At 72.6% G+C, this 22086-nt stretch carries 19 protein-coding genes; 5 read left to right on the forward strand and 14 right to left on the reverse strand.

What is annotated here, in order from left to right; all coding sequences use genetic code 11:
* Positions 1 to 416: 416 nt before the first annotated feature.
* The 3 genes from ABZ948_RS06965 to ABZ948_RS06975 all read right to left on the reverse strand — a co-directional run bounded on the left by ABZ948_RS06965 (position 417) and on the right by ABZ948_RS06975 (position 5695).
* Positions 417 to 2819: a serine/threonine-protein kinase gene (locus ABZ948_RS06965; protein WP_359757903.1), complete on the reverse strand. Its 2403-nt coding sequence runs from the start codon at positions 2817 to 2819 to the stop codon at positions 417 to 419.
* A 128-nt stretch (positions 2820 to 2947) separates the two neighbouring features.
* Positions 2948 to 4690, reverse strand: coding sequence for a serine/threonine-protein kinase (locus tag ABZ948_RS06970; protein ID WP_359757904.1), 1743 nt, complete (start codon positions 4688 to 4690; stop codon positions 2948 to 2950).
* Positions 4691 to 4846: 156 nt separating this feature from the next.
* Positions 4847 to 5695, reverse strand: a complete 849-nt coding sequence (locus ABZ948_RS06975) for a menaquinone biosynthetic enzyme MqnA/MqnD family protein (protein WP_359757905.1) — start codon at positions 5693 to 5695, stop codon at positions 4847 to 4849.
* A gap of 320 nt (positions 5696 to 6015) precedes the next feature.
* Here ABZ948_RS06975 and ABZ948_RS06980 point away from each other — a divergent pair, with 320 nt between their 5' ends.
* The 3 genes from ABZ948_RS06980 to ABZ948_RS06990 all read left to right on the forward strand — a co-directional run bounded on the left by ABZ948_RS06980 (position 6016) and on the right by ABZ948_RS06990 (position 7764).
* The gene (locus tag ABZ948_RS06980) at positions 6016 to 6219 is read left to right on the forward strand and encodes a cold-shock protein (RefSeq protein ID WP_004984723.1); all 204 of its coding nucleotides are present in this window, start codon (positions 6016 to 6018) and stop codon (positions 6217 to 6219) included.
* Positions 6220 to 6341: 122 nt separating this feature from the next.
* Complete coding sequence (locus tag ABZ948_RS06985) at positions 6342 to 6581, forward strand: glycine zipper domain-containing protein (RefSeq protein ID WP_359757906.1); 240 nt, start codon at positions 6342 to 6344, stop codon at positions 6579 to 6581.
* 526 nt (positions 6582 to 7107) lie between these two features.
* Entirely contained in the window at positions 7108 to 7764 is a 657-nt protein-coding gene (locus ABZ948_RS06990) for a class I SAM-dependent methyltransferase (RefSeq protein WP_359757907.1), read from the forward strand.
* A 36-nt stretch (positions 7765 to 7800) separates the two neighbouring features.
* Here ABZ948_RS06990 and kstD read toward each other — a convergent pair whose 3' ends face one another.
* From kstD to ABZ948_RS07020, 6 genes are all read right to left on the reverse strand, one after another.
* Positions 7801 to 9582: a 3-oxosteroid 1-dehydrogenase gene (gene kstD, locus ABZ948_RS06995; protein WP_359757908.1), complete on the reverse strand. Its 1782-nt coding sequence runs from the start codon at positions 9580 to 9582 to the stop codon at positions 7801 to 7803.
* A gap of 94 nt (positions 9583 to 9676) precedes the next feature.
* Positions 9677 to 10906 (reverse strand): MFS transporter, encoded by a 1230-nt coding sequence (locus ABZ948_RS07000; RefSeq protein WP_359757909.1) that lies wholly within the window; start codon positions 10904 to 10906, stop codon positions 9677 to 9679.
* A gap of 138 nt (positions 10907 to 11044) precedes the next feature.
* Complete coding sequence (locus ABZ948_RS07005) at positions 11045 to 11644, reverse strand: TetR/AcrR family transcriptional regulator (RefSeq protein WP_359757910.1); 600 nt, start codon at positions 11642 to 11644, stop codon at positions 11045 to 11047.
* A 69-nt stretch (positions 11645 to 11713) separates the two neighbouring features.
* Positions 11714 to 12805, reverse strand: coding sequence for a sugar ABC transporter substrate-binding protein (locus ABZ948_RS07010; protein ID WP_359757911.1), 1092 nt, complete (start codon positions 12803 to 12805; stop codon positions 11714 to 11716).
* A 144-nt stretch (positions 12806 to 12949) separates the two neighbouring features.
* Positions 12950 to 14869: an AMP-dependent synthetase/ligase gene (locus tag ABZ948_RS07015; RefSeq protein ID WP_359757912.1), complete on the reverse strand. Its 1920-nt coding sequence runs from the start codon at positions 14867 to 14869 to the stop codon at positions 12950 to 12952.
* 230 nt (positions 14870 to 15099) lie between these two features.
* A complete protein-coding gene (locus ABZ948_RS07020) occupies positions 15100 to 16383 on the reverse strand; it encodes an acetyl-CoA C-acetyltransferase (RefSeq protein WP_359757913.1) in 1284 nt (427 codons plus the stop codon).
* Positions 16384 to 16489: 106 nt separating this feature from the next.
* Here ABZ948_RS07020 and ABZ948_RS07025 point away from each other — a divergent pair, with 106 nt between their 5' ends.
* Together ABZ948_RS07025 and ABZ948_RS07030 are read left to right on the forward strand one after the other, a co-directional pair.
* Positions 16490 to 17797, forward strand: a complete 1308-nt coding sequence (locus tag ABZ948_RS07025; RefSeq protein ID WP_359757914.1) for a 3-oxoacyl-ACP reductase — start codon at positions 16490 to 16492, stop codon at positions 17795 to 17797.
* Positions 17797 to 18738 carry a MaoC family dehydratase gene (locus ABZ948_RS07030; protein WP_359757915.1) on the forward strand — a complete coding sequence of 314 codons (942 nt, stop codon included), beginning with the start codon at positions 17797 to 17799 and terminating at the stop codon, positions 18736 to 18738. Before ABZ948_RS07025 ends, ABZ948_RS07030 begins: the two co-directional genes overlap by 1 nt.
* A gap of 43 nt (positions 18739 to 18781) precedes the next feature.
* Here the strand turns inward: ABZ948_RS07030 and ABZ948_RS07035 are convergent, their stop codons facing one another.
* The 5 genes from ABZ948_RS07035 to ABZ948_RS07055 form a co-directional block, all read right to left on the reverse strand.
* A complete protein-coding gene (locus ABZ948_RS07035) occupies positions 18782 to 19447 on the reverse strand; it encodes a TetR/AcrR family transcriptional regulator (protein ID WP_359757916.1) in 666 nt (221 codons plus the stop codon).
* Positions 19448 to 19551: 104 nt separating this feature from the next.
* Positions 19552 to 20853, reverse strand: coding sequence for a dicarboxylate/amino acid:cation symporter (locus ABZ948_RS07040; protein WP_359757917.1), 1302 nt, complete (start codon positions 20851 to 20853; stop codon positions 19552 to 19554).
* A 65-nt stretch (positions 20854 to 20918) separates the two neighbouring features.
* Positions 20919 to 21020 carry a putative leader peptide gene (locus tag ABZ948_RS07045; RefSeq protein WP_359757918.1) on the reverse strand — a complete coding sequence of 34 codons (102 nt, stop codon included), beginning with the start codon at positions 21018 to 21020 and terminating at the stop codon, positions 20919 to 20921.
* 139 nt (positions 21021 to 21159) lie between these two features.
* Positions 21160 to 21459, reverse strand: a complete 300-nt coding sequence (locus ABZ948_RS07050; protein ID WP_359757919.1) for a DUF4229 domain-containing protein — start codon at positions 21457 to 21459, stop codon at positions 21160 to 21162.
* 91 nt (positions 21460 to 21550) lie between these two features.
* Positions 21551 to 22075: a GNAT family N-acetyltransferase gene (locus tag ABZ948_RS07055; protein ID WP_359757920.1), complete on the reverse strand. Its 525-nt coding sequence runs from the start codon at positions 22073 to 22075 to the stop codon at positions 21551 to 21553.
* Between the last annotated feature and the right edge of the window lie 11 nt (positions 22076 to 22086).

The following is a 22086-nucleotide window of genomic DNA, read 5'->3' on the forward strand; positions in this document are numbered from 1 at the left end:
GCGAGAACGAGGGGGAGCGTGAGAGCGAGAAGCAGCCAGTGGGCTCGAGGGTCTCGGGATTGTTTGTGGCGGGGTTTGGAGCGGCGGGGTGGGGCCGGGGTCCGGAGTGGTGGGGAGGGGGGTGTGGGGGGTAGGTCGGCGGGGGTCAGGGGGCGTCACCGCCCCCGGGCACTTCTTCTCGGCCTCCTCGGGAGACGCCGCCTCGTCTTGGCTTCCTGTGCTTGCTGTTGTGGGGGGAGCGCATGGGGCGCGAGTGTAGTTACGGGCCGTCGATTGCATGGCCGTAACAGCAAACTCCCCCAGGACCCCGCATCGCGGAGGACGGTCGGCGCTCCCATCACACCGGGCAAGGGAATGCTGCGGCACACAGGCCACGGGATAGGCCGGATGATCCCGTGGCCTGGCGCCGTCCGGGATCACACCGCCGGCAGTGCGTAGACCTCTGCCCCGTGGGTCACGAGCAGCCGGTTGCCGGCCAGGGCGGCCTGCCACGGCTCGCCGGTCTCCTTGTTGTCGTCGTACACCCAGCGGCCCTTGCCCGTCTTGGCGTTCAGGGCGAAGACACCGCCGCCGTCCAGCGGTCCCGAGGCCCCGTACAGGGTGGTCCCCGCCTTCAGGAACGTCTGCGGGGGCTCGTCGGCGCCGGGGTCCTCGCACAGCCAGAGACGCTTGCCTGTCTTGGCGCTCACGGCCCAGACACCGCCGTCGAAGTCGGCGGCGTAGAGCACACCGTCGATGGCGGTCGGGTTGTGGAAGCCGCGTCGGCCGTTGGGCGACAGGGACCACCGCCTGTTCCCCGTCTCCGCGTCGAGCGCGGTGAGTTGCTCGCCGGGCAGGAAGACCAGCCCGTTCGCGACGGTGGGCCGCCAGCTCCACTCGTCACCGATCTTCCGGGTCCACAACTGGTCGCCGGTGGCGGTGTCGCGCACGGTGACGTTGAGATTGGAGTCGGTGTAGACGAGGTGCCTGCCCGAGACGGTGCCCTGGACGTCGTAGTCCTTCGTGCCCCAGTCGCGCCGCTGGACCCACACCTTCCGGCCGGTGGTGTGGCTGATGGCGGCGACGGCCGTGCGGTAGTCGGTGGCGCCGCGGGACTCGCCGTAGTCCTTCGCCGTGACGTACACGTTGCTGCCGTCGACGGCGATCGTGCCCTCGACGGTCAGTGCCTTGCCGAGCCGGCTGCGCCAGGACTCCTCACCGGTGCGTACGTCGTAGGCGACGAGGACGCCGTCGTAGTCCCCGTCGGCCAGGTACACCTTGCCGTCGTGGAACAGGAGCGGGGCGCCGGGGCGGCAGATGCCCGGCTTGGACCAACGGGCGTCTCCGGTCGCCACGTCGTACGCCACCAGGGGATCACCACTGACCAGCAGCAGGCCGCCGTAGGTCAGGAGCGGCTCGTCCGGGGCGGTGCTGTCCGGGTCCGCGCTCTCATGCCACAGGGGCTGCGGCGCCACCCCGGCCGGAGGCGTGGTGAAGTTCTCCCCGACCGGCCGGCCCACGCCTCCCTTGCCGCCTGCGGCGTCGGACGCGTCGCCGTCCCGGCCGAGCAACCACGCGGTGCCGCCGCCGATCGCCGCGACGGCCGCCGCACCGCCGAGGGCGAGCGAGAGAGCGCGACGGCGCGAGGGACCGGAGCCGGTGGGGGCGGCGGAGCCCACGGGCACGGTGCCCGGCGCGGGCGTGCCGGGGACAGAGGGCGGGGCGCCGTAACCGAATGTGCCGTTGCCGCCGGGAGGTGTGCCGTAAGGAGGGGCGGAGGGGCCGCCGTAACCGGGCGCGGGGGGAGTGCCGTAACCGGGTGTCTGCGCGTAGCCGTATCCCGCCGCCGGTGTGGGGGCGGGCGCCGGCGTGCCGTCCAGCGTCGTCGGCGCGGGGCCGAAGGTCCCTGCCGTCGCCGGTGCCGGTGCCGGTGCCGGTTCCTGGGGAGCGTCCAGGTCCAGGATTCCGGCCGCATGGGTGGCGATCGTCGACGCCACCGCTGACGGCAGCCAGTCCCTGAGCAGACCGTCGACGCCCTGCGGGGCGAGCGCTGTGGCGATCTCCGAGGGCGTCGGCCGTCCGGCGGGATCCTTGAGGAGACAGGCGCGGACGAGGCCCAGCAGCGACTGCGGTACGCCGGTCAGGTCGGCCTCGCCGTGCACGACTTGGTAGAGCATCGAGGCGTGCGAGGCGGTGCCGTCACCGAAGGCCGGGTGGCCGGTCGCGGCGAAGGTGAGGACGGCGCCGAGCGAGAAGACGTCGCCTGCGCTGCCGACGTCCTGGCCCAGTGCCTGCTCCGGCGGCATGTAGCCGGGCGAACCGACCACCACCCCCGTCTGCGTCATCCGGTTGCCGTCCACGGCCCGCGCTATGCCGAAGTCGATGACCCGCGGCCCGTCCGCGGCGAGCAGGACGTTGGAGGGCTTGAGGTCCCGGTGGATGAGGCCGGCCGCGTGGATCTCCTGGAGGGCGGCGGCAAGGCCGGCGGCCAGAGCGCGCACCGTGTGCTCCGGCAGCGCGCCGTGCGCGGCGACCACGTCCGTGAGGTCGGGGCCGAGCACGTACGACGTCGCCAGCCACGGCAGCGGCGCGTCCGGGTCGGCGTCCACGACCGGCGCGGTGTAGCGGCCCGACACCGCCTTGGCTATCTCGATCTCGTGCCGGAACCGGGCGCGGAAGTCGGTGTCCGCGGCGAGGTCCGGCCGTACGACCTTGACGGCGACGGTACGGCCGCCGGGCGACCGGGCGAGGTAGACGCGGCCCATTCCACCGGCGCCGAGTCTTCGCAGAAGGCGATAGGTGCCCAACTCCCGCGGATCATCCGGTTGCAGTGTGTCCATGCCGGGCCTTCCCCGTTGCGAACCGTGCCTGGAACATCCGGTTCGTGTGATGGTCTTCGCTATCGCAGACACAGTAGTGACCATGGGGAACTGGCAGGGCGGGTGGGCGCGTCGGCTGTGGAGTACCCCTACCGCACCTTCGACATCCGAGCCTGCGGACGCCCCGACTCCGTGCTCTCCGAGCGGTACTGGAGGTCATCGCCCACCGGTGTGAGGTGGACGGTCGTGGGGGCGGGGTTGCAGCCGCCGTGGTTGGTCTTCGCTCCGACGGACGTCGCGACGAGCTCCTTCTTCGTCACCTGCTTCAGGGTCAGTACGTCGACGCAGACGCCGCCGATCTGGTCGGTCTGGCGGAGCCGTCCCAACTCCTGACCGACCGCGGCCTGTTCGACCGTGATCCGGAACGTGCCGACGGGCAGCCGGCCGTCGAGGGCGGTGCCCTGGCCCTCCCAGGTGCCGAGGTAGGCGGCGGGCACCGTACCGGAGGGGGCGGAGCTCGCGGTCGCCCCGGGCGGCGAGTAGGCGTCGCCGCTGCCCGAACCCGCGTCGTCCTGGCCTTCCCCGCCCGGCAGCAGGTCGAGGACGAGCACGGACCCGATCGTCACGGCCGCCATCGCCCCCGCGACGGCCAGCGCCACGGTGCAGCTCAGCTTCCGCACCCGCCCTCCGCCCTCGGGCGTGGAGGTCGCGGCGACGGAGACGGAGAGCTTGCCGGGCCGACGGCCCCCGGAGGGGACGACGGTGTCCTCGCGGTGCCCGTCGCGGGGTTCGGGTACGGGTACGGCGGCGGGAGCTGGTGCCGCTGATGCCAGTGGTGCCGCTGATGCCGATGGTGATGCCGGCGGTGCGGGCATCGGTCCGTCCATCACCGGCGGCGGCCCGAACACCCCCGCGGCGGCGCCTGCCCCGCCCGCGTCCGGCTCCCCCACGGACGGACTGCTGAACCCCACCGGTCCCGAGGGCGCGCCCGTCCCCGTCGCCTCCAGGTTCAGCAGCCGCACGGCGCTGCGGCTCACCTGCTCCACCAGCGTCCCCGGCAGCCACCCGCCCGCCACCAGCCGGGCCGCTCCCTCGGGGGCGAGCCGCCGGGCCAGTTCCGCGGGAGCCGGCCGCGCGCCCGGGTCCTTCGCCAGGCAGGCCGCCGTCAGGGAGCGCAGCTCCCCGTCCAGGAGGCCGAGTTCCGGCTCCTCGTGGACGACCTTGTAGAGCAGGGCCGCCGAGGAGTCCCCGGGGAAGGGCGGTGCGCCGGTCGCCGCGTACGCCAGGACCGCGCCCAGGGAGAAGACGTCCGCCGCGCCCGTGACGCCGTGGCCCAGGATCTGCTCGGGCGACATGTAGCCGGGCGAGCCGATCGAGACGCCCGTGGACGTCAGGGACGCCGTGCCGTCCGTGGCCCGGGCGATGCCGAAGTCGATCAGCAGCGGGCCGTCCAGGGTGAGCAGGACGTTCGACGGCTTCACGTCCCGGTGGACGAGGCCCAGCTCGTGCACCGCCGCCAGCGCCTCGGCGAGCCCCGCTCCCAGGGCTCGTACGGTGGGGGCCGGCAGCGGACCGCCGTCGGCGACCGCGGCGGACAGCGAGGGGCCCGCCGCGTACGCCGTCGCCACCCACGGCACGCGCGCCTCCGGGTCGGCGTCCAGCACGGGTGCCGTCCAGGCGCCGCCCACCCGGCGCGCGGCGTCGACCTCGCGCCGGAACCGGGCCCGGAACTCGTCGTCCAGCGCGAAGTGCGGGTGCACGATCTTCACCGCGACCGTGCGGCCGCCGGCGCTGCGGCCCAGGTAGACCCGGCCCATGCCGCCGGAGCCCAGCCGGCCGAGCAGCCGGTAGGGACCCACGACGGTGGGTTCGTCGACGTCGAGCGGCCGCATGGGCGTCACCCCTCCCCCATAGGCACGCGTCCCCCGTGGGCAGGTCCCCCGTGGGCATGTCCCCTCCCAGGGATGTCCCCGTGGGCATGTGCAGGCCTTCGCCGGCCCCCGTACGCGCGCACTCCCCAGCAGAGTAGTGCCGGAGCGGCGCCCGGCTCACGGCTGGAGCAGGTCCACCTTCACGTCCGCCGGGAAGCCGGTCGTCGGGCCGACGCGGCGGGCGAACTCGGCGACGGCCTCCAGCTGCGGGCCGCCGAAGCGGAAGTCGAGGGTGGTGAAGTAGCGGGCGAGGGTCGCCTCGTCGAAGGCCTCCCAGCGGGCGGCCTGCTCGGCGACCTTGCCGACCTCTTCGAGGGAGAGATTGCGGGAGTCGAGGAAGGCCTCGTGCACCCGGCGGGTGAGGACCGGCTCGCGTTCCAGGTAGTCGCGGCGCGCCGCCCAGACCGCGAAGACGAACGGCAGGCCCGTCCACTCCTTCCACAGCGTCCCCAGGTCGTGCACCTCCAGCCCGAAGCGCGGCCCGTCGAGCATGTTCGCGCGCAGCGCCGCGTCGCCGATGAGGACGGCGGCCTCGGCCTCCTGCATCATCAGGCTGAGGTCGGGCGGGCAGGTGTAGTAGTCCGGCTGGACGCCGTAGCGCTCGGCGAGGAGCAGCTGGGCGAGGCGGACGGAGGTGCGGGAGGTCGACCCGAGGGCGACGCGGGCGCCGTCGAGCCGGTCCAGGGGGACCTGCGAGACGATCACGCAGGACATGACCGGGCCGTCGCAGCCGACGGCGATGTCGGGGAAGGCGACCAGGTCGTCGGCGTGCTTGAGGAACTCGACCAGGGTGATCGGACCGATGTCGAGATCGCCCTGCACCAGCTTCTCGCTGAGCTTCTCCGGAGTGTCCTTGGTGAGCTCGAAGTCGAGGAGCGTGCCCGTTCTGGCGAGCCCCCAGTAGAGGGGCAGGCAGTTCAGGAACTGGATGTGGCCGACGCGCGGCCGGGTGCGAGGATTGTCCACATCGTGAGGCTAGCCCTCACGGCGTACGGACCGGCGCGCGGCCCCGGTGTCGGCGCGCGGCCGGGGGGCATGCGCCTTCACGGCCAGTCGGCCGGGGATGTTCAAACATTCGGGTGACGTGATCTTGACCCCTATTGCTTTCCGGTGGTCGCGTGCTAGGCTCGTCGCAAGTTGCAGTTTGGTTTCCCTTGCAGTACAGAGCCTGCGGAGCATGTGACCGCGGGCTCTCGTCATTCTCAGACGTATGCAGTTGTGCAGAATTCATCTTCACACTTGCTGGTTCTGGAGCAGGGCAACCCTTTTGAGCCCAAGGAGGGCTTATGGCTACCGGAACCGTTAAGTGGTTCAACGCCGAAAAGGGCTTTGGTTTCATCGCCCAGGAGGGCGGCGGCCCCGACGTCTTCGTCCACTACTCCGCGATCAACGCGACCGGATTCCGGTCCCTCGAGGAGAACCAGCAGGTGTCTTTCGACGTCACGCAGGGTCCGAAGGGCCCGCAGGCTGAGAACGTCACGCCGGTCTGATAGCAGTACCCAAGGAGCCCCGCGCCGTCAGGCGGCGGGGCTCCTGCCTTTTCCCGGGGCGCCCCTTCGTGAATTCTGGGCGAATTCTTCTCGCCACTGCCCGGACTCGAGAGAATGTTCGGATGCGGAACGACGAACAGAACAGTGGATCCCCCGGGACCAACCACCTCGCGACCGGCCTGTCACTCGGCCTCTCCCTCGGCGCGGCGACCGGGCTGGTGCTCGGTATCACGGTCTTCGACAACCTGGGCCTCGGCCTGGCCCTCGGCCTGGGCCTGGGCACGGCGATCGGCGCGGGAGCGGGCCTGGGCGCCGCGCGGGGGCGCGAGGGGCAGGGGACGAGCTCGCCGGGCGAGGAGTAGCCCCCGGCCCGGACGGGGAGTAGGCCTCCGGCCCCCGGGCGGGGAGTAGGCCTCCGGCCATCGGGCGGGGGACATGGGCTCAGGCCCCCAGGCGAGAGACATGAGCCCGCCACGCGCAGGGCGGGGAGGGCAGCCACGCGGGCAGGCAGCGCCGGGCACGAACCGGCGAGCGCGAGGCAGGCCCGCCGGGGGGCGGCCCGCTCCCCCGAAGGGCAGGGGCTCGGCCACAGCCGTGAAGGCCCGGCAGGCCCGGCAGGCCCGGCAGGCCGACCAAGCGCACGACCCCGGGCCTCAGCCTCTCAGGCGAAGCCCGGGAGGCGGCCCGCGCCCCGAAGGCAGGGACGGGCCACCGACCGAAGCCCCGGGGACGAGCCGGCGGGCGAAGACCCGGAGGGCGAGCCGCCGGCGGAAGCCGGGGACACGGAACACCCAGGCACGGAGTCGCCCAGCCCCGGGCAACAGTCAGGAGCGGACAGGCGGGCCGGAAATGGTCGGTCGGGCGTGCCCGGGTCGTAGGCTCCCGGGCATGGCCGACGTCGACTTCCTCACCGAGACCCGTACCTTCTACGACACCATCGCCGAGGACTACGCCGAGCACTTCCGGGACGCCGGTGTGGGCACGGCGCTGGACCGGGGGCTGCTGACCGGGTTCGCGGAGCTCGTCGGCGCCGGGGGCGAGGTCGCCGACCTCGGGTGCGGGCCCGGCCGGGTGACGGGGTTCCTGGCGGCCCGGGGGCTGTCCGTGTTCGGCCTGGACCTGTCGGAGTCGATGCTCGCGATCGCCCGCCGCGAGAATCCCGGACTGCGGTTCGTGCAGGGCTCGATGCTGGAGCTGGACCTGCCCGACGGTGGGCTGGACGGTGTCGTGTTCTGGTACTCGACCATCCACACCCCGCTGGACCGGCTGCCGGACCTCTTCGCCGAGTTCCGCCGCGTCCTGCGCCCGGGAGGCCACCTGATCGTCGCCTTCCAGGTCGGTGACGAGCCGCGTCGCCACGAGGGCGCCTTCGGCCACCAGGTGGCGCTGGACTTCCGCCGCCGCCGGCCGGAGCGGATCGCCGCGCTGCTGGAGGAGGCCGGGTTCACCCTGCGCTCACGCACGGTGCGGGAGCCCGACGAAACCTTCGGCGAACCGGTCGCCCAGGCGTGCCTCGTGGCCCGCAAGCCGGCGGCTGTCGCCTAGGCCAGCCCCCCCCCCGCTGCCACACCAACACCGCCTCTACAACACCCCCGCGCAATCCCTCGCCGCGATGTACCCGAACGTCATCGCCGGGCCGATCGTCGAGCCCGCCCCGGCGTAGCTGTGGCCCATGACCGCCGCGCTCGCGTTGCCCGCGGCGTACAGGCCCGGGATCACCGAGCCGTCCTCGCGCAGCACGCGGGCGCGGGCGTCGGTGCGCAGGCCGCCCTTGGTGCCGAGGTCGCCGGGGACGATGCGGAAGGCGTGGTAGGGCGGGAGCCAGAGGGGGGCCAGGCAGGAGTTCGGGAGGACCGACGGGTCCGTGTAGTAGTGGTCGTAGGCGCTGTCGCCGCGATGGTGGTCGGGGTCCTCGCCGCGCAGCGCGAGGGTGTTGAAGCGGTCGACCGTGGTGCGCAGGGCGGCCGGCGGGACGCCGATGGACGCGGCCAGGGCGTCCAGGGTCCAGGCCTTGTGCGCGGCGCCGGAGTCGTACCACTCGGCGGGCAGCGGCAGCGTCGGGGCGATGTCCTTGAAGAGGTACCGGTTGCGGTAGTTCTGGTCGACGATCAGCCAGGACGGGATGGCCGGGTCGGTGTCGTGGACGTCGTACATGGTGTGGACGACGTCGCCGTAGGGCGCGGCCTCGTTGACGAAGCGCCGGCCTGCGGCGTTGACCAGCAGGCCGCCGGGCAGGGTGCGTTCCGCGAGGCAGAAGTACGGCCGGCCGGGCAGCGGGATCGCCGGGCCCCACCACGCGTCGTCCATCAGGTCGAGGGCCGCGCCGAGCCGCTCCCCGGCCCGGATGCCGTCGCCGGTGTTCTCCTTGGCGCCGACGGTCCAGTCCGTGCCGATGGGCCGGCGCTGGAAGCGTTCGCGCATCGCCGCGTTGTGCTCGAAGCCGCCGGAGCCGACGATCACGCCCCGGCGGGCGCGGACCAGGCCCGGGGCGCCGTCGCGGGTGACGACGGCTCCGGTGACGGTGCCGTTCTCGACGTGCAGGTCCGTCAGCGGGGTGTTCAGCCACACCGGGACCCCGGCGGAGGCGAGCCCCGCGCGCAGGCCCGCCGCCAGCGCCTGCCCCATCGTCAGGGGCTTCTGCCCGAGCGCCGCCGCCTTCGCGCCCCGGGCGAGGCACTGCGCGGCGACCGCGGCGCCCCGGGCGTTCACGGCGGCCAGGGCGAGCCACTTGTAGTCGGCGCCGAAGACGACCATGCCGGCGGGGACGTCCATGTACGGCGGGTTCAGCCGGGCCAGTTCGGCGCCGAGGACCCTGCCGTCGAGCTGGTCGGGTTCGATGGAGCGGCCGTTCGGGAGGCCGCCGGGGAGCTCGGGGTAGTAGTCGCTGTAGCCCTCCATCCAGCGGAAGCGCAGGGGGCTGTGGGCCATGACGAGGGAGAGCGCCGCCGGGCCGTGGGCGAGGAAGGCGCGCTGCCGGTCGGCGGGGACGTCCCGGCCGACGACCGCGGCGAGGTAGGCGGCGGCCTTGGCGGGGGTGTCCGGGACGCCGGCCGCGAGGATCACGGAGTTGTTGGGGATCCAGATCCCGGCGCCGGAGCGGGCGGCCGATCCGCCGAAGGTCGGCGCCTTCTCCAGGACGACGCAGCTCAGGCCCTGCCGGGCCGCGGTCAGCGCGGCGGTCATTCCGGCGGCTCCCGACCCGATGACGACGACGTCGTACGTGCCGAGCGGGCGTAAGTCGGCGGCGTGGGCGCCCTGTTGGACTCCCGCGGCGACGGCGAGCCCGGCCCCGGCGGCACCGGCCAGCAGTCGTCTTCGGGACGGGGATCCGGGAGTCCCTGCGGAGTGCGTACCTGTGGTCATGGCGGCTCCAGCCCGGCAGCGAACAGGAAGGGAGGGGACTTTCGCGCGGGCGCCCGGAGAAGTCAAGGGCCTTGGCCCGTAAGGGAGTTCTCCCTCAGGCCCGCGTGCCGGTCCCGGTGGGGACCTCGCGCCGGGCGGGGCCGGAATCCCCGGGCGCCGCGGAGCCCCCAGAGCCCCCGGAGCCCCCGGAGCCCCCCGACGTGAACTCCGGCAGCATCGTCGCCAGCCCCAGCACGGCCATGCCCGCACCGAGCCAGAGGGCGGCGCGCAGACCCCGGGCCTCGATGGCGACGGCGCCGAGGGAGGAGCCGAGGATGACGCCGAGGGTGATGAAGGAGGAGTGGACGGTGTTGACCAGGGGGCCCGCGTTGCCGGTCCGCTGGACGCGGGTGACCATCGCCGGGTTCATCGTGACGCCGACCAGTCCGATGCCCAGCATGCAGACGACGGCGGCGACGGGCAGGTCGGCGAGGAGCGCGAAGCCCGTGAGGAACAGCGCGTTGAGCAGCAGGCCGGTGGCGAGGACGGGCACGGTCCGCCGGTCGGCGAGACGGCCGACGACGGTGTTGCCGACGACGGTGGCGGCGCCGTAGGCGATGAGCAGGAGGGGGACGGTGCCGCCGGCGAAGCCGGTGACCTCGGTGAGGATCGGGTTGAAGTAGCTGAAGGCGGAGAAGGTCGCGCCGATGATCAGCGTGCTGGTGGACAGCACCAGCCAGAGCTTGGGGTTGCGGAAGACGCCGAGTTCCGAGCGGAGTCCGCCGCCGTCCCCGAGGCGCGCGAGGCGCGGTACGCCGACGAGGGTCACGGCCGCGGCGACCAGGGCCAGGCCCGATATCGCCCAGAACGCGGCCCGCCAGCCGTACCGCTCGCCGACCAGCGTGGACAGGGGCAGGCCGAGCAGCGTGCCGAGCATCAGCCCGTTCATGACGACCGCGATGGCCCGGCCGCGCAGCTCCGGGCGGGCGAGCCGGACGCACAGGGAGACGGCGACGCCGAAGAAGGCCTGGGAGGCCACGCCGGTGATGACCCGGGCGACCGTCATCACGGCGTAGCCGGGCGCGGTGGCGGCCAGGACGTTGCCGGCCAGGAAGACGGCGAAGAGGGTCAGCAGGGCGGTGCGGGGGGCGAGTCTGCCCACCGCCATGGTGAGGAAGGGGCCGCCGGCCGCCATGGCCGCGGCGAAGACGGTGATCAGGTACCCGATCTGCGGGACGGTGACGTGCAGGCCCTCCGCCATCTGCGGCATCAGCCCGGCGACCACGAACTCGCTGGTCACCATGGCGAAGATGCCGAGCGCCAGGACGTATACGGCACGGGGCACGGGAGACTCCTCTGCTCCGGGGGGACCGGGCGCCTGCTCTCGGTCCAGAGTTATGTATTGGTCAGTTCAAAACTGGGGCATGCCGGGGTGAAGGGGCATGCACCCGCCCGAGGAAGCCGAGGCCCCCCTCCGCCGGATTCAGGACCCCAGCGCGTCCATGGCGGTCTCGGCGATCATCTCCAACTCGGCCCGGCCGGCGCCGCCCTGGCTGGAGACGCGCAGCCCGGCGACCGTCGCGTTGAGGAACCGGGCGAGTGCCTCCGGGTCACGCGAGGCGGTGATGCTGCCGTCGCGCCGGCCCTGCTCCAGCACGGCGCGGTAGGCGGCCAGGCGCCGCGCGGTGTCACGCTCCAGCACCGCGGCCGCCGCGGGGTCGCGGTCGGCCAGCTCCACGACGGTGTTGACGCCCAGGCAGCCCAGGGCCCGTCCGGAGTCGATCCGGCACTCCGCCTCGCTCTCGACGACCTGGGTGAGCAGCGCGCGCACCCGGTCGGCGGCCGGCCGCTCCAGGTCGTCCAGCACCGCCGTCTGCGCCGCCGTCATGGTGTCCAGGTAGTGCGCGAGCGCACGCTCGAACAGGTCGTGCTTGCTCTGGAAGGTGTTGTAGATGCTGCTGCGCCCCAGACCGGTGGCGTCGCACAGGTCCTGGGTGGAGGTGGCCTCGTAACCCCTCTCCCAGAACACGCGCATCGCCGCGTCCAGAGCCCGCTCCTCGTCGAACTTCCTCGGCCGGGCCATGGCAGGACGCTAGCACAATTTTGGACTGATGATTCCAATACCCGGGGTTCCCGCGCCCTGAGGGCCGGTCTACTCCAGGCCGATCGCCGCGCAGTCCGCCTTGTACTTCGGGGTGCAGATGTCCTTCACGGTGTACACGCCGTCCGTGATCACCGTCTCCTTGATGTTGTCCTTGGTGAGGGCGACCACCGGCACGAGCATCGCGGGGATGTTCTTCTGCGTCGGGCTGTCGACCGTCTCCCGGGTCAGCGCGGCGAACTCGATCGAGCGGCCCTGGACCTTCGCCACGGCGATCTTCGCGGCGTTCGTCGCCTCCAGCAGGAAGGGCTTGTACACCGTCATGTACTGCTCCCCCGACACGATCCGCTGCACGGCGTCCAGGTTGGCGTCCTGCCCGGTCACGGGCGGCATCCTGGTGGCGCCCGCCTCCTTGAGCGCCTCGATGACGGCGCCGGCCATGCCGTCGTTGGCGGAGTAGACGGCGTCGATGTTGTTCAGCCCGACGGCCTTGATCGCCTTCTCCATGTTCGCCTTGGCGATCGCGGGCTTCCACTCCTTGGTGTCGTACTGCTCCACGATGTCGACCTGGCCCTGGAGTTCGCCGAGCGCGCCGCTCTTGAACCGGGCCGTGTTGGGGTCGGCGGGGTCGCCGTTCATCATGACGACCTTGCTCTTCTCGGCGTTCTCGCCGAGTTCGCTCATGATGGCGCGGGCCTGCACCTGGCCGACGAGTTCGTTGTCGTGGGAGACGTAGGCGTCGATCGGGCCCTCGGCGAGCCGGTCGTAGGCGATGACCGGGATGCCGGCGTCCTTGGCCTTCTGCACGTCCGGGGCGATGGACTTGGAGTTCAGCGCGTCGACGAGGATGACGTCGACCTTGTCGGCGATCATCTTCCGGAACTGCTCGCTCTGCCGGGCGACGCTCGCCTCGGCGTTGGCGTAGCGGACCTTGCCCTTGTTCTCCGTGAGGGAGGCGACCTCCTGCCTGATGAGCGGGTAGTCGAACTTCTCGAAGCGGGCCGTGTCCCGGTCGGGCAGCAGGAGGCCCACGGTGATGTCGTTGCCCTTCTTCACGGCGGCGTCGTCGCTCCCCTCGTCGCCGCACGCGGTGAGGGACAGGACCGACACGGAGGCCGCCAGGGCTATCGCGACGGGGCGCACAGCGGTCCGACGGGTGTTACGCGCTTTCACTGGTGGTGCCTTCCGATGGGGGGCATCGCTACGAGGTGTATGGGGTGGCTGAAAGCCAACGGGCACACGCCTTGCGCCGTCAAGAACCACGTGTGAAGGGATCGCAAAGGTGCCTCACCGCGTGTACAGGCCCTCCACCTCGGCCGCGAAGGCGCGCAGGACCGCTTCGCGGCGGAGCTTCATCGACGGGGTCAGATGGCCCGCCTCCTCCGTGAAGTCCTCGGGGAGGATGACGAAGCGGCGGATGGACTCCGGGCGGGAGACCATCTTGTTGGCCTCGTCGACGGCGCGCTGGAGGACGGCGCGGAGTTCCTCGTCGTCGACGAGGAGGCCGGGCGGGACGGGGTGTTTGCCGTTCATGCGGCGCCAGTGGGTGATGCCGGCCTCGTCGAGGGTGATCAGGGCGGAGACGTAGGGGCGGCCGTCGCCGAGGACGAGGCACTGGGAGATCAGCGGGTGGGCCCGCAGCCAGTTCTCCAGGGGCGCCGGGGCGACGGACTTGCCGCCCGCGGTGATGAGGAGTTCCTTCTTGCGGCCGGTGATCGTGAGGTAGCCCTCGTCGTCCAGTTCGCCGATGTCGCCGGTGGCGAGCCAGCCGTCGGGTGCGGCGGGGACGACACCGCCGGCCTGGGGGTCCCAGTAGCCGCGCAGCACGTGGTCGCCGCCGACGAGGATCTCGCCGTCGGCGGCGATGCGGACGCGGGTGCCGGGCAGCGGCCAGCCGACCGTGCCCAGGCGGGGCTTCAGGGGCGGGGTGACGGTCGACGCGCCGGTGGTCTCGGTCAGGCCGTAGCCCTCGAAGATCTCGATGCCGGCACCGGCGTAGAACGCGGCGAGGCGGCGGCCGAGCGGTGAGCCGCCGCAGATCGCGTAACGGACCCTGCCGCCCATGGCGTTGCGGATGCGGCGGTAGACCAGCGGGTCGTAGAAGGCGCGGGCGGCCTTGAGGGCCCGGGAGGGGCCGGGGCCGGTGCCCGTCTGGCGGGCCTCCATCGCCTCTCCGTAGCGCTGGGCCACCGCCACCGCGCGGTCGAACGACGTCACCCGGCCGCCCGCCTCGGCCTTGGCGCGGGCCGAGTTGAAGACCTTCTCCAGCATGTACGGGATGGCGATCAGACAGGTCGGCCGGAAGCTCGCCAGGTCCGGCAGCAGTTCCTCCGCCTTGATGCTGGGCACGTGCCCCAGCCGTACCCGGGCCCGGACGCAGGCGATCGCCACCATGCGGCCGAAGACGTGGGACATGGGCAGGAACAGCAGGACCGAGGCCTCTTCGCTGGTCTTGGCCCGGAAGACGGGGTAGAGCAGCTCGATGGCGTTGTCGACCTCGGCGAAGAAGTTGCCGTGGGTGAGGGCGCAGCCCTTGGGGCGGCCGGTGGTGCCCGAGGTGTAGACGAGGGTGGCGAGGGTGTCCGGGCCGAGCATGCCGCGCCGCACCTCCACCTCCTGGTCGGACAGGTGCGCACCGGCCTCCGCGAGCCGTTCCACGTGGCCCTTCTCCACGACCCACACGTGCCTGAGGTCGGGCAGCCGCTCCCGCTCGGGGCCGAGGGCGGCGGCCTGCCCGGCCGTCTCGGTGACGAGGGCGACCGCGCCGGAGTCCTGGAGGATCCAGCGGGCCTGGAAGACGGAGGAGGTGGGGTAGACGGGGACGGTGACCAGCCCGGCCGCCCAGGCCGCGAAGTCCAGGACCGTCCACTCGTAGATGGTGCGGGCCATCACGGCGACCCGGTCGCCCGGCATCAGCCCCTCGGCGATCAGCCCCTTGGCCACGGCCAGCACCTGGTCGGCGAACCGGGTGGCGGTGACGTCGCTCCAGCGCCCGTCGGCGTCCTTGCGGCTGAGCACCACGGCGCCCGGGTCGGCGCTCGCGTTGTCGAACGGCAGGTCGGCGAGCGACCCGTGCGTCCACGGCGGCGCCAGCGGCGGCACGGACGCCTCCCGCACCGCCCCGTCCATGCGCCGCACCTCGGGCGCGACCAGGACCGGCCCGCCGTACACGTCGCCGTAGGCGGAGGAGGGATACGCAGTGGACACGGGCGGCTCCTGGGGCGTGCAGCTGGAGAACTGCTTGCTGCATGACGTACGTGCCTCGCACGCCGAGGCGCTCAACCGGCGGAACCCCCCGAAAGGGGTTACTGACGGTAGGAACGGGATCGTACGGCCCTTGCGTGGCGGGTCTGTGCGGGTTCGGGGATGGTCCGGAGCCAGGGCTGTGCATTCTCGGAGGTTAAGTGAGGGTCCTTCAGCTTCGGTTTGCCGTGCGGTCAGGCCCGCTCAAGGATCGCCGTCACGCCCTGCCCGCCCGCCGCGCACACGGAGATCAACCCCCGGGCGGGCGCGTCCCGTTCGGCGAGCAGTTTCGCCAGTGTGGCGACGATCCGGGCGCCGGTGGCGGCGAAGGGGTGGCCGGTGGCGAGGGAGGAGCCGGCGACGTTCAGCCGGGCGCGGTCCACCGTGCCGAGGCCGCGCTTCTCCCAGGCGGCGAGCGTGGCCAGCACCTGGGAGGCGAACGCCTCGTGGATCTCGACGAGGTCGAAGTCGTCCAGGCCGAGCCCGGCCCGCTCCAGCATGCGCGGGACCGCGTACGCCGGTGCCATGAGCAGTCCGTCCTCGCCGCCGGCGACATCGCCGCCGACGAAGTCGACGGCCGCCGTCTCGTACGCGGTGAGGTACGCCAGCGGCTCCAGGCCGCGCTCACGCGCCCAGTCCTCGCTCGCCAGCAGGACGGTGGCGGCACCGTCCGTCAGGGGCGTCGAGTTCCCGGCCGTCATGGTCGGGTCGGGGTGGTCGAGCCCGAACACCGGCTTCAGGGCGGCCAGTTTCTCCACGGTCGAGCCGGGGCGCAGGTTCTGGTCGCGGGCGAGGCCCCGGAAGGGGATCACCAGGTCCTCGAAGAAGCCGCGTTCGTATGCCGCCGCCAGCCGCTGGTGGCTGGTCGCGGCCAGTTCGTCCTGGGCCTCGCGGCCGATGCCCCAGGCGCGGGCGGTGACGGCGGCGTGTTCGCCCATGGACAGGCCGGTGCGCGGCTCGGCGTTGCGCGGGATGTCGGGGACGAGGTGGCCCGGGCGCACCTTCGCCAGGGCCTTCATCCGGCCGCTCAGTGACTTGGCCCGGCGGGCTTCCAGCAGGATCCGGCGCAGGGAGTCGTTGACGCCGAGGGGTGCGTCGCTCGCGGTGTCGGCGCCGCCCGCGATCGCCGAGTCGGTCTGGCCGAGGGCGATCTTGTTGGCGGCGGCGATGACGGCCTGGAGGCCGGTGCCGCAGGCCTGCTGGATGTCGTAGGCGGGGGTGCTCGGGTGGAGCTTCGAGCCGAGGACGGTCTCGCGGGCGAGGTTGAAGTCGCGGCTGTGCTTGAGGACCGCGCCGGCGACGAACTCCCCGACGGCGCCCGGCTCCCGCAGCCCGTGGCGCTCGACGAGGCCGTCCAGGGCGGCGGTGAGCATCTGCTGGTTGGAGGCGGTGGCGTACGGGCCGTCGGAGCGGGCGAAGGGGATGCGCGCTCCGCCGATGACCGCCACACGCCGCACCGACATCTTCTGAGGGCTCATCTCGACCTGCTCCTCGCCTGTGACGTAGCCTTACCTCCGGTAACCTTACTCCAGAGTAAGCAGTTGTGCCCCTGCACTGAGCCGTCGTCGCAAACCGGGAGTTGGAATGGCCGACCGCTATCTGAGCTTCACCGCCACCGGGCCCGGCCGTTTCCTCACCCGGCGGCTCGGTCTGCCGCAGCCCGCGGACCTGGTGCGCTGGTCCCCCGAGCGGCCCGCCCTGGACGGCGGCCTGCGCCACCTCACGGCCGGCGCGTCCGCCCTGGACCTGGCGCCGGTCCTGGCCCGTACGGGGATCGGCCCGGCCGGCGCCGACCGGGCGGCCGCCGTCGTCCTGGACGCGACCGGGGTGCGGGACGTGGAGGGCCTGGCCGAGGTGCACTCCGCCCTGCACCCGGTCGTGCGGTCGGTCGCGGCGAGCGGCCGCGTGGTCGTGCTCGGCGCCCCGCTCGACCCGGCCGACCACCACCAGGCGGCGGCCCAGCAGGCCCTGGAGGGCTTCACGCGCTCGCTCGGCAAGGAGATCGGCCGGGGCAGGACCGTGAACCTGGTCCGCCTCACGGACGCCTCCGCCGCCGAGTCCACGCTGCGGTTCCTGCTGTCGCCCAAGTCGGCCTACGTGAGCGGGCAGGTGATCGAGGTGGGCCCGCCCGGGGAGACCACCGCTCCCGCCGACCGGGACCGCCCCCTCACCGGCCGCACCGCCCTGGTCACCGGCGCCGCCCGCGGCATCGGCGAGGCCGTCGCCGAGACGCTCGCGCGGGACGGGGCCCGGGTCGTCGTCCTCGACGTGCCGCAGGCCGGGCAGGACGCCCGGCGCGTCGCCGACCGGCTCGGCGGCACCGCCCTGCTCCTCGACATCACCGCCGCCGACGCGGGCGCCCGGATCGCCGAGGCCCTGCCGGACGGCCTGGACCTGCTGGTCCACAACGCGGGCATCACCCGCGACCGGCGGCTGGTGAACATGCCGGCCGAACGCTGGATCTCCGTGCTCGAGGTGAACCTGGCGAGTGTGCTGCGCACGACGGACGCCCTGCTGAAGGCGGGGACGCTGCGGCGCGGCGGCTCGATCGTGGCCACCGCCTCGATCGCGGGCCTCGCCGGGAACGCGGGGCAGACCAACTACGGGGCGAGCAAGGCGGGTGTCGTCGGCCTGGTCCGCTCCCTGGCGCCGCGCGCGCTCGCCGAGCACGGCGTGACGGTCAACGCGGTCGCGCCGGGCTTCATCGAGACGAAGATGACGGCCGCGATCCCGCTGTTCATCCGCGAGGCGGGCCGCCGGATGAACTCCCTCGCCCAGGGCGGCCTCCCGGTCGACGTCGCCGAGACGACCGCCTGGCTCGCGCACCCGGCCTCGGGCGCGGTCAACGGCCAGGTCGTCCGCGTCTGCGGCCAGAGCCTGCTGGGGGCGTGATGGCCGACTCCACCGCTCTCGTCCTCACCGGGTCCCCCTCCCTCGCCCCGCTCCTCGCCCGCGGTGCCCTGCTGTCCCCCTTCAAACGCCCGGCCCCCGACGCCCGGTTCCCCCGCACCCGGCTCGTCCTGCCCGGCCTGCGCGTCGACCTGGCGCGGCTCGCGGCCTACGAGCGGGTCTGCGGGTTCCCGACCGGGGCGGACGCGCTGCCGGTGACGTATCCGCACGTGCTGGGCTTCCCCCTGGCCATGCGGCTGATGAGCGGCCGGGACTTCCCGCTGCCGCTGCTCGGCCTCGTCCACACCTCGGTCACGATCACGCGGCGGGAACCGCTGCCGGCCACCGGCGCCTACGAACTCTCCGTCCACGTCGAGGGGTTGGCACCGCACCGGCGCGGCACCGAGGCCACGGTCGTCACCGAGGTGCGCGGCGCCGGGGACGTGGTCTGGGAGTCGACGAGCACGTATCTGGCGCGACACGGCACCGCGCGTCCCGCCGGGGCACGCGATAACGAAGGGACCCGCGAGAAGGACGGGACCCGCGAGGAGGACGGGACCCGCGAGGAGGACGGGACCCGCGAGGAGGACGGGACCCGCGAGGAGGGCGAGGCGCGCAAGCCGCTGCCCGCCGTCGCGGAGTGGCGACTGGCCGGAGACGTCGGGCGGCGCTACGGGGCCGCCTCCGGCGACCGCAACCCGATCCACCTCCACCCCCTCACCGCCCGCCTGTTCGGCTTCCCCCGGGCCATCGCCCACGGCATGTGGACGGCCGCCCGCTGCCTGGCCGCGCACGGCACGCCGGACGCCTGCCGGGTGCGGGCGGACTTCAGGGCACCGGTGCCGCTGCCGGGGACGGTGACCTACGCGGCGGAGAACGGCCGCTTCGAACTGCGGGGCCCGGGCGACCGGGTGCATGTGACCGGGGAGGTGCTCCCCGCCTGAGCGGGAGCACGGCCGGATCGCCACCCGGGACCGGGACCACGGCTCACCCGGCCTGGGGGTCCGTCCCCTCCGCCGGAGGCGACCACGGCCGTCCCGCCATGAGGTCGCCGAGGCCGGACCAGGCGAAGTTCATCATCGTGGCCGCCGCCTGGCGGGCGGTGACGCCCGGGGTGGCGTTGGCCCAGGCCGCGAGGGACTCGGCGGCGCCGACCAGGGCCTCGGCGAGCCCGGCGACCTCGCGCTCGGGCAGGTCGGGGTCGCGGTGGGCCTCGCGGGCCCCGGCGAGGATCAGCTGCGTCACGAACGCGACGATCTCCTCGCGCATCGCGGCGACTTCGGCGGCGAAGGGCTCGCCGTGCGTACGGGCCTGGAGGTGCAGGACCGACCAGGCGTCGGGGTGCTCGGCGGTGTGCGCGAAGAACGCGCCGAGGCCTTCCCACAGTTGCCGGTCGGCGGGCAGATCGCGGCGGACGCCGGCCCGTACCGCCTCGACGAGGGCCTTGGCCTCCCGGCGGATGCAGGCGGTGAAGAGGTCTTCCTTCGAGTTCAGGTACAGGTAGACCAACGGCTTGGAGACGCCCGCGAGTTCGGCTATCTCGTCCATCGACGCGGCCATGTACCCGCGTTGGCCGAAGATCCGCACGGCGGCGTCCAGCATCTGCTGTTCACGGACCGCGCGCGGCATCCGCTTCGTCTTCACGGCACCCATACCGCTTAGCGTACGGTCCCATCGGCCGGTCCTCGGCCGGGAAAGCCGCCAACCGGCCCTCGGCCGGGAAACCCGCCAAGGACCGGCCGGAGGCCGTCGGTACGTCAGGCCGCCGCGGGCACCTGCTCGGGCCGCGCGTCCCGCGGCTCGTCCAGGGAGGAGCCGTCGGCCGTGGCGTAGGCGTCCCGGTCGAGCAGGTTCTCGCGGGCCGAGACCAGGACCGGGATCAGCGCCTGCCCGGCGACGTTGGTCGCGGTGCGGATCATGTCCAGGATCGGGTCGATCGCGAGGAGCAGACCCACGCCCTCCATCGGCAGGCCGAGGGTGGACAGGGTGAGGGTCAGCATGACCGTGGCGCCGGTGAGACCGGCCGTGGCGGCGGAGCCGACGACCGAGACGAACGCGATGAGCAGGTAGTCGCCGATGCCCAGCTGGATGTCGAAGATCTGGGCGACGAAGATCGCGGCGATGGCCGGGTAGATCGCGGCGCAGCCGTCCATCTTGGTGGTGGCGCCGAACGGCACCGCGAAGGAGGCGTACTCCTTCGGCACGCCGAGCCGCTCGGTGACCTTCTGCGTCAGCGGCATGGTGCCCACGGACGAGCGGGAGACGAAGGCCAGCTGGATCGCGGGCCAGGCGCCCTTGAAGAACTGGATCGGGTTGACCTTGGCGACGGTCGCGAGCAGCGTCGGGTAGACGCCGAACAGCACGATGAGGCAGCCGACGTAGATGTCCGCGGTGAACGTCGCGTACTTGCCGATCAGGTCCCAGCCGTAGGTGGCGATGGCGTAGCCGATGAGGCCGATCGTGCCGATCGGGGCGAGCCGGATGACCCACCACAGCGCCTTCTGGAGCAGGGTGAGGACGGACTCGCTCAGGGTGAGGATCGGCTGGGCCTTCTCGCCGAGCTGGAGGGCGGCGATACCGGCGACGGCGGCCATGAAGACGATCTGCAGGACGTTCAGCTCGGTGAACGGCGTGATGACGTCGGTCGGCACGATGCCGGTGAGGAAGTCGATCCAGGAGCCGGTGGTCTCGGGCTTCGCGCCGTCCTTGGGCGTGAGGCCGGTGCCGGCGCCGGGATTGGTGACCAGGCCGATGACGAGGCCGATGCTCACCGCGATCAGCGAGGTGATCATGAACCAGAGGAGGGTGCGGGAGGCCAGGCGGGCCGCGTTGTTGACCTTCCGCAGGTTGGTGATCGACACCAGGATCGCGAAGAAGACGAGCGGCGCGACGGCGAGCTTCAGCAGCCCGATGAAGGTGTCGCCGACCTTCTCCAGGGTCGTGACCAGCCAGGAGAGGTCCTGGCCGCGGGCGAGCCAGCCGAGCAGCACGCCCAGGACGAGACCGGCGATGATCTGGGCCCAGAAGGGCACCTTGAAGGACTTCGTGTATGAGGACACGGACTGACTCCGTTGGGGGACGCGTAGGGGGAACTGACGTGGGAGACGACGGGCCTTGCGTTACGTCAGGGACGACAGAAAGCGGACGCGCACCGACAGAGATCCACGTGCAGCCGCGCCACGAGCGGAGCGCTCAGAGGCGAATGAGGCACAGCTGCTGACTTCATACACGAACCTTAACACCTGAACTTTGAGGACCCCAAAGCCTGGCTTTGACAGGTGACGGGGCACACACACCCATACAAGGCAAAGCGCCCCGTTTCCGAGCAAGTACGGAAACGGGGCGCTGCGCAGCGTGTGGGGGCGTTACGAGGTCTGCCCCTGGGCCCGGGCGGTGTCGTCGGCGACGTCCTCCTGGCTGCGGTTGGCGTCCAGGTTGGCCTTCATCTTCTCGACCCGCTGCGCGACCTGGATGGACGCCCGGTCCCGCTCCTTGCGCAGCACGACGAAGCTGATCGGCGCGGAGATGAGCAGGGCGAGCAGGACGACCCACAGGCCGTTGCTCGCGCCGAGGCCGCGCGGGGCGAGGCCGGAGTAGACGGCGCCCCAGACGACCACGAGGCAGCCCACGAAAATTCCGAGGCGCATCAGCGTGTAGCGGAGCATCTCAATCCACTCTTCCGGTTCGAACGGCCAGAACGCACCCAAAGGGGCACCGTCCAGTGAAGCACGCCGGAGGGCCGATCTTGCAGGGGGGTCAGTTCAGCGGGAGGAGCATGATCACGTCATCGCGGTCGTCGCCCGGCGCGACCCGGATGGCGCCCGGGATCCGGCCGACCTCCTTGTAGCCGCAGGACTCGTAGAACCGCTCAAGCCCGAGCCCGCCCCGGCAGGTCAGCCGGATCGCCTCGATCCCGTCGATCCCCCGGGCGGCGTCCGCGGCCGCGGCCAGCAGATCGCGGCCGTACCCCTTCCCCTGGTGCCGCGGGTGCACCATCACCGTGTACAGCCACAGCCAGTGGGTCATCAGGTGGTGCGTGTTGAAGGTGAGGAACGCGGTGGCCGCGACCCGTCCCTCCTCGTCGTGTCCGACGAGCAGCCGGACCCGCCCCTCCGCCATGGACGCGAAGTGCGTCAGCAACTGGGGCCGGATCTCCTCACGCGTCACCGGCGGCACGAAGCCGACGGCCCCGCCGGCGTTGGACACGTCGGTCCACAGGTCGAGGATGCCGTCGCGAAGATCCGGGGTGACGGCCGGGTCGAGCGTGAAGGTAAGGGGCATGCACGGATTGT

Source organism: Streptomyces olindensis (assembly GCF_040645895.1).
GTDB lineage: Bacteria > Actinomycetota > Actinomycetes > Streptomycetales > Streptomycetaceae > Streptomyces > Streptomyces olindensis.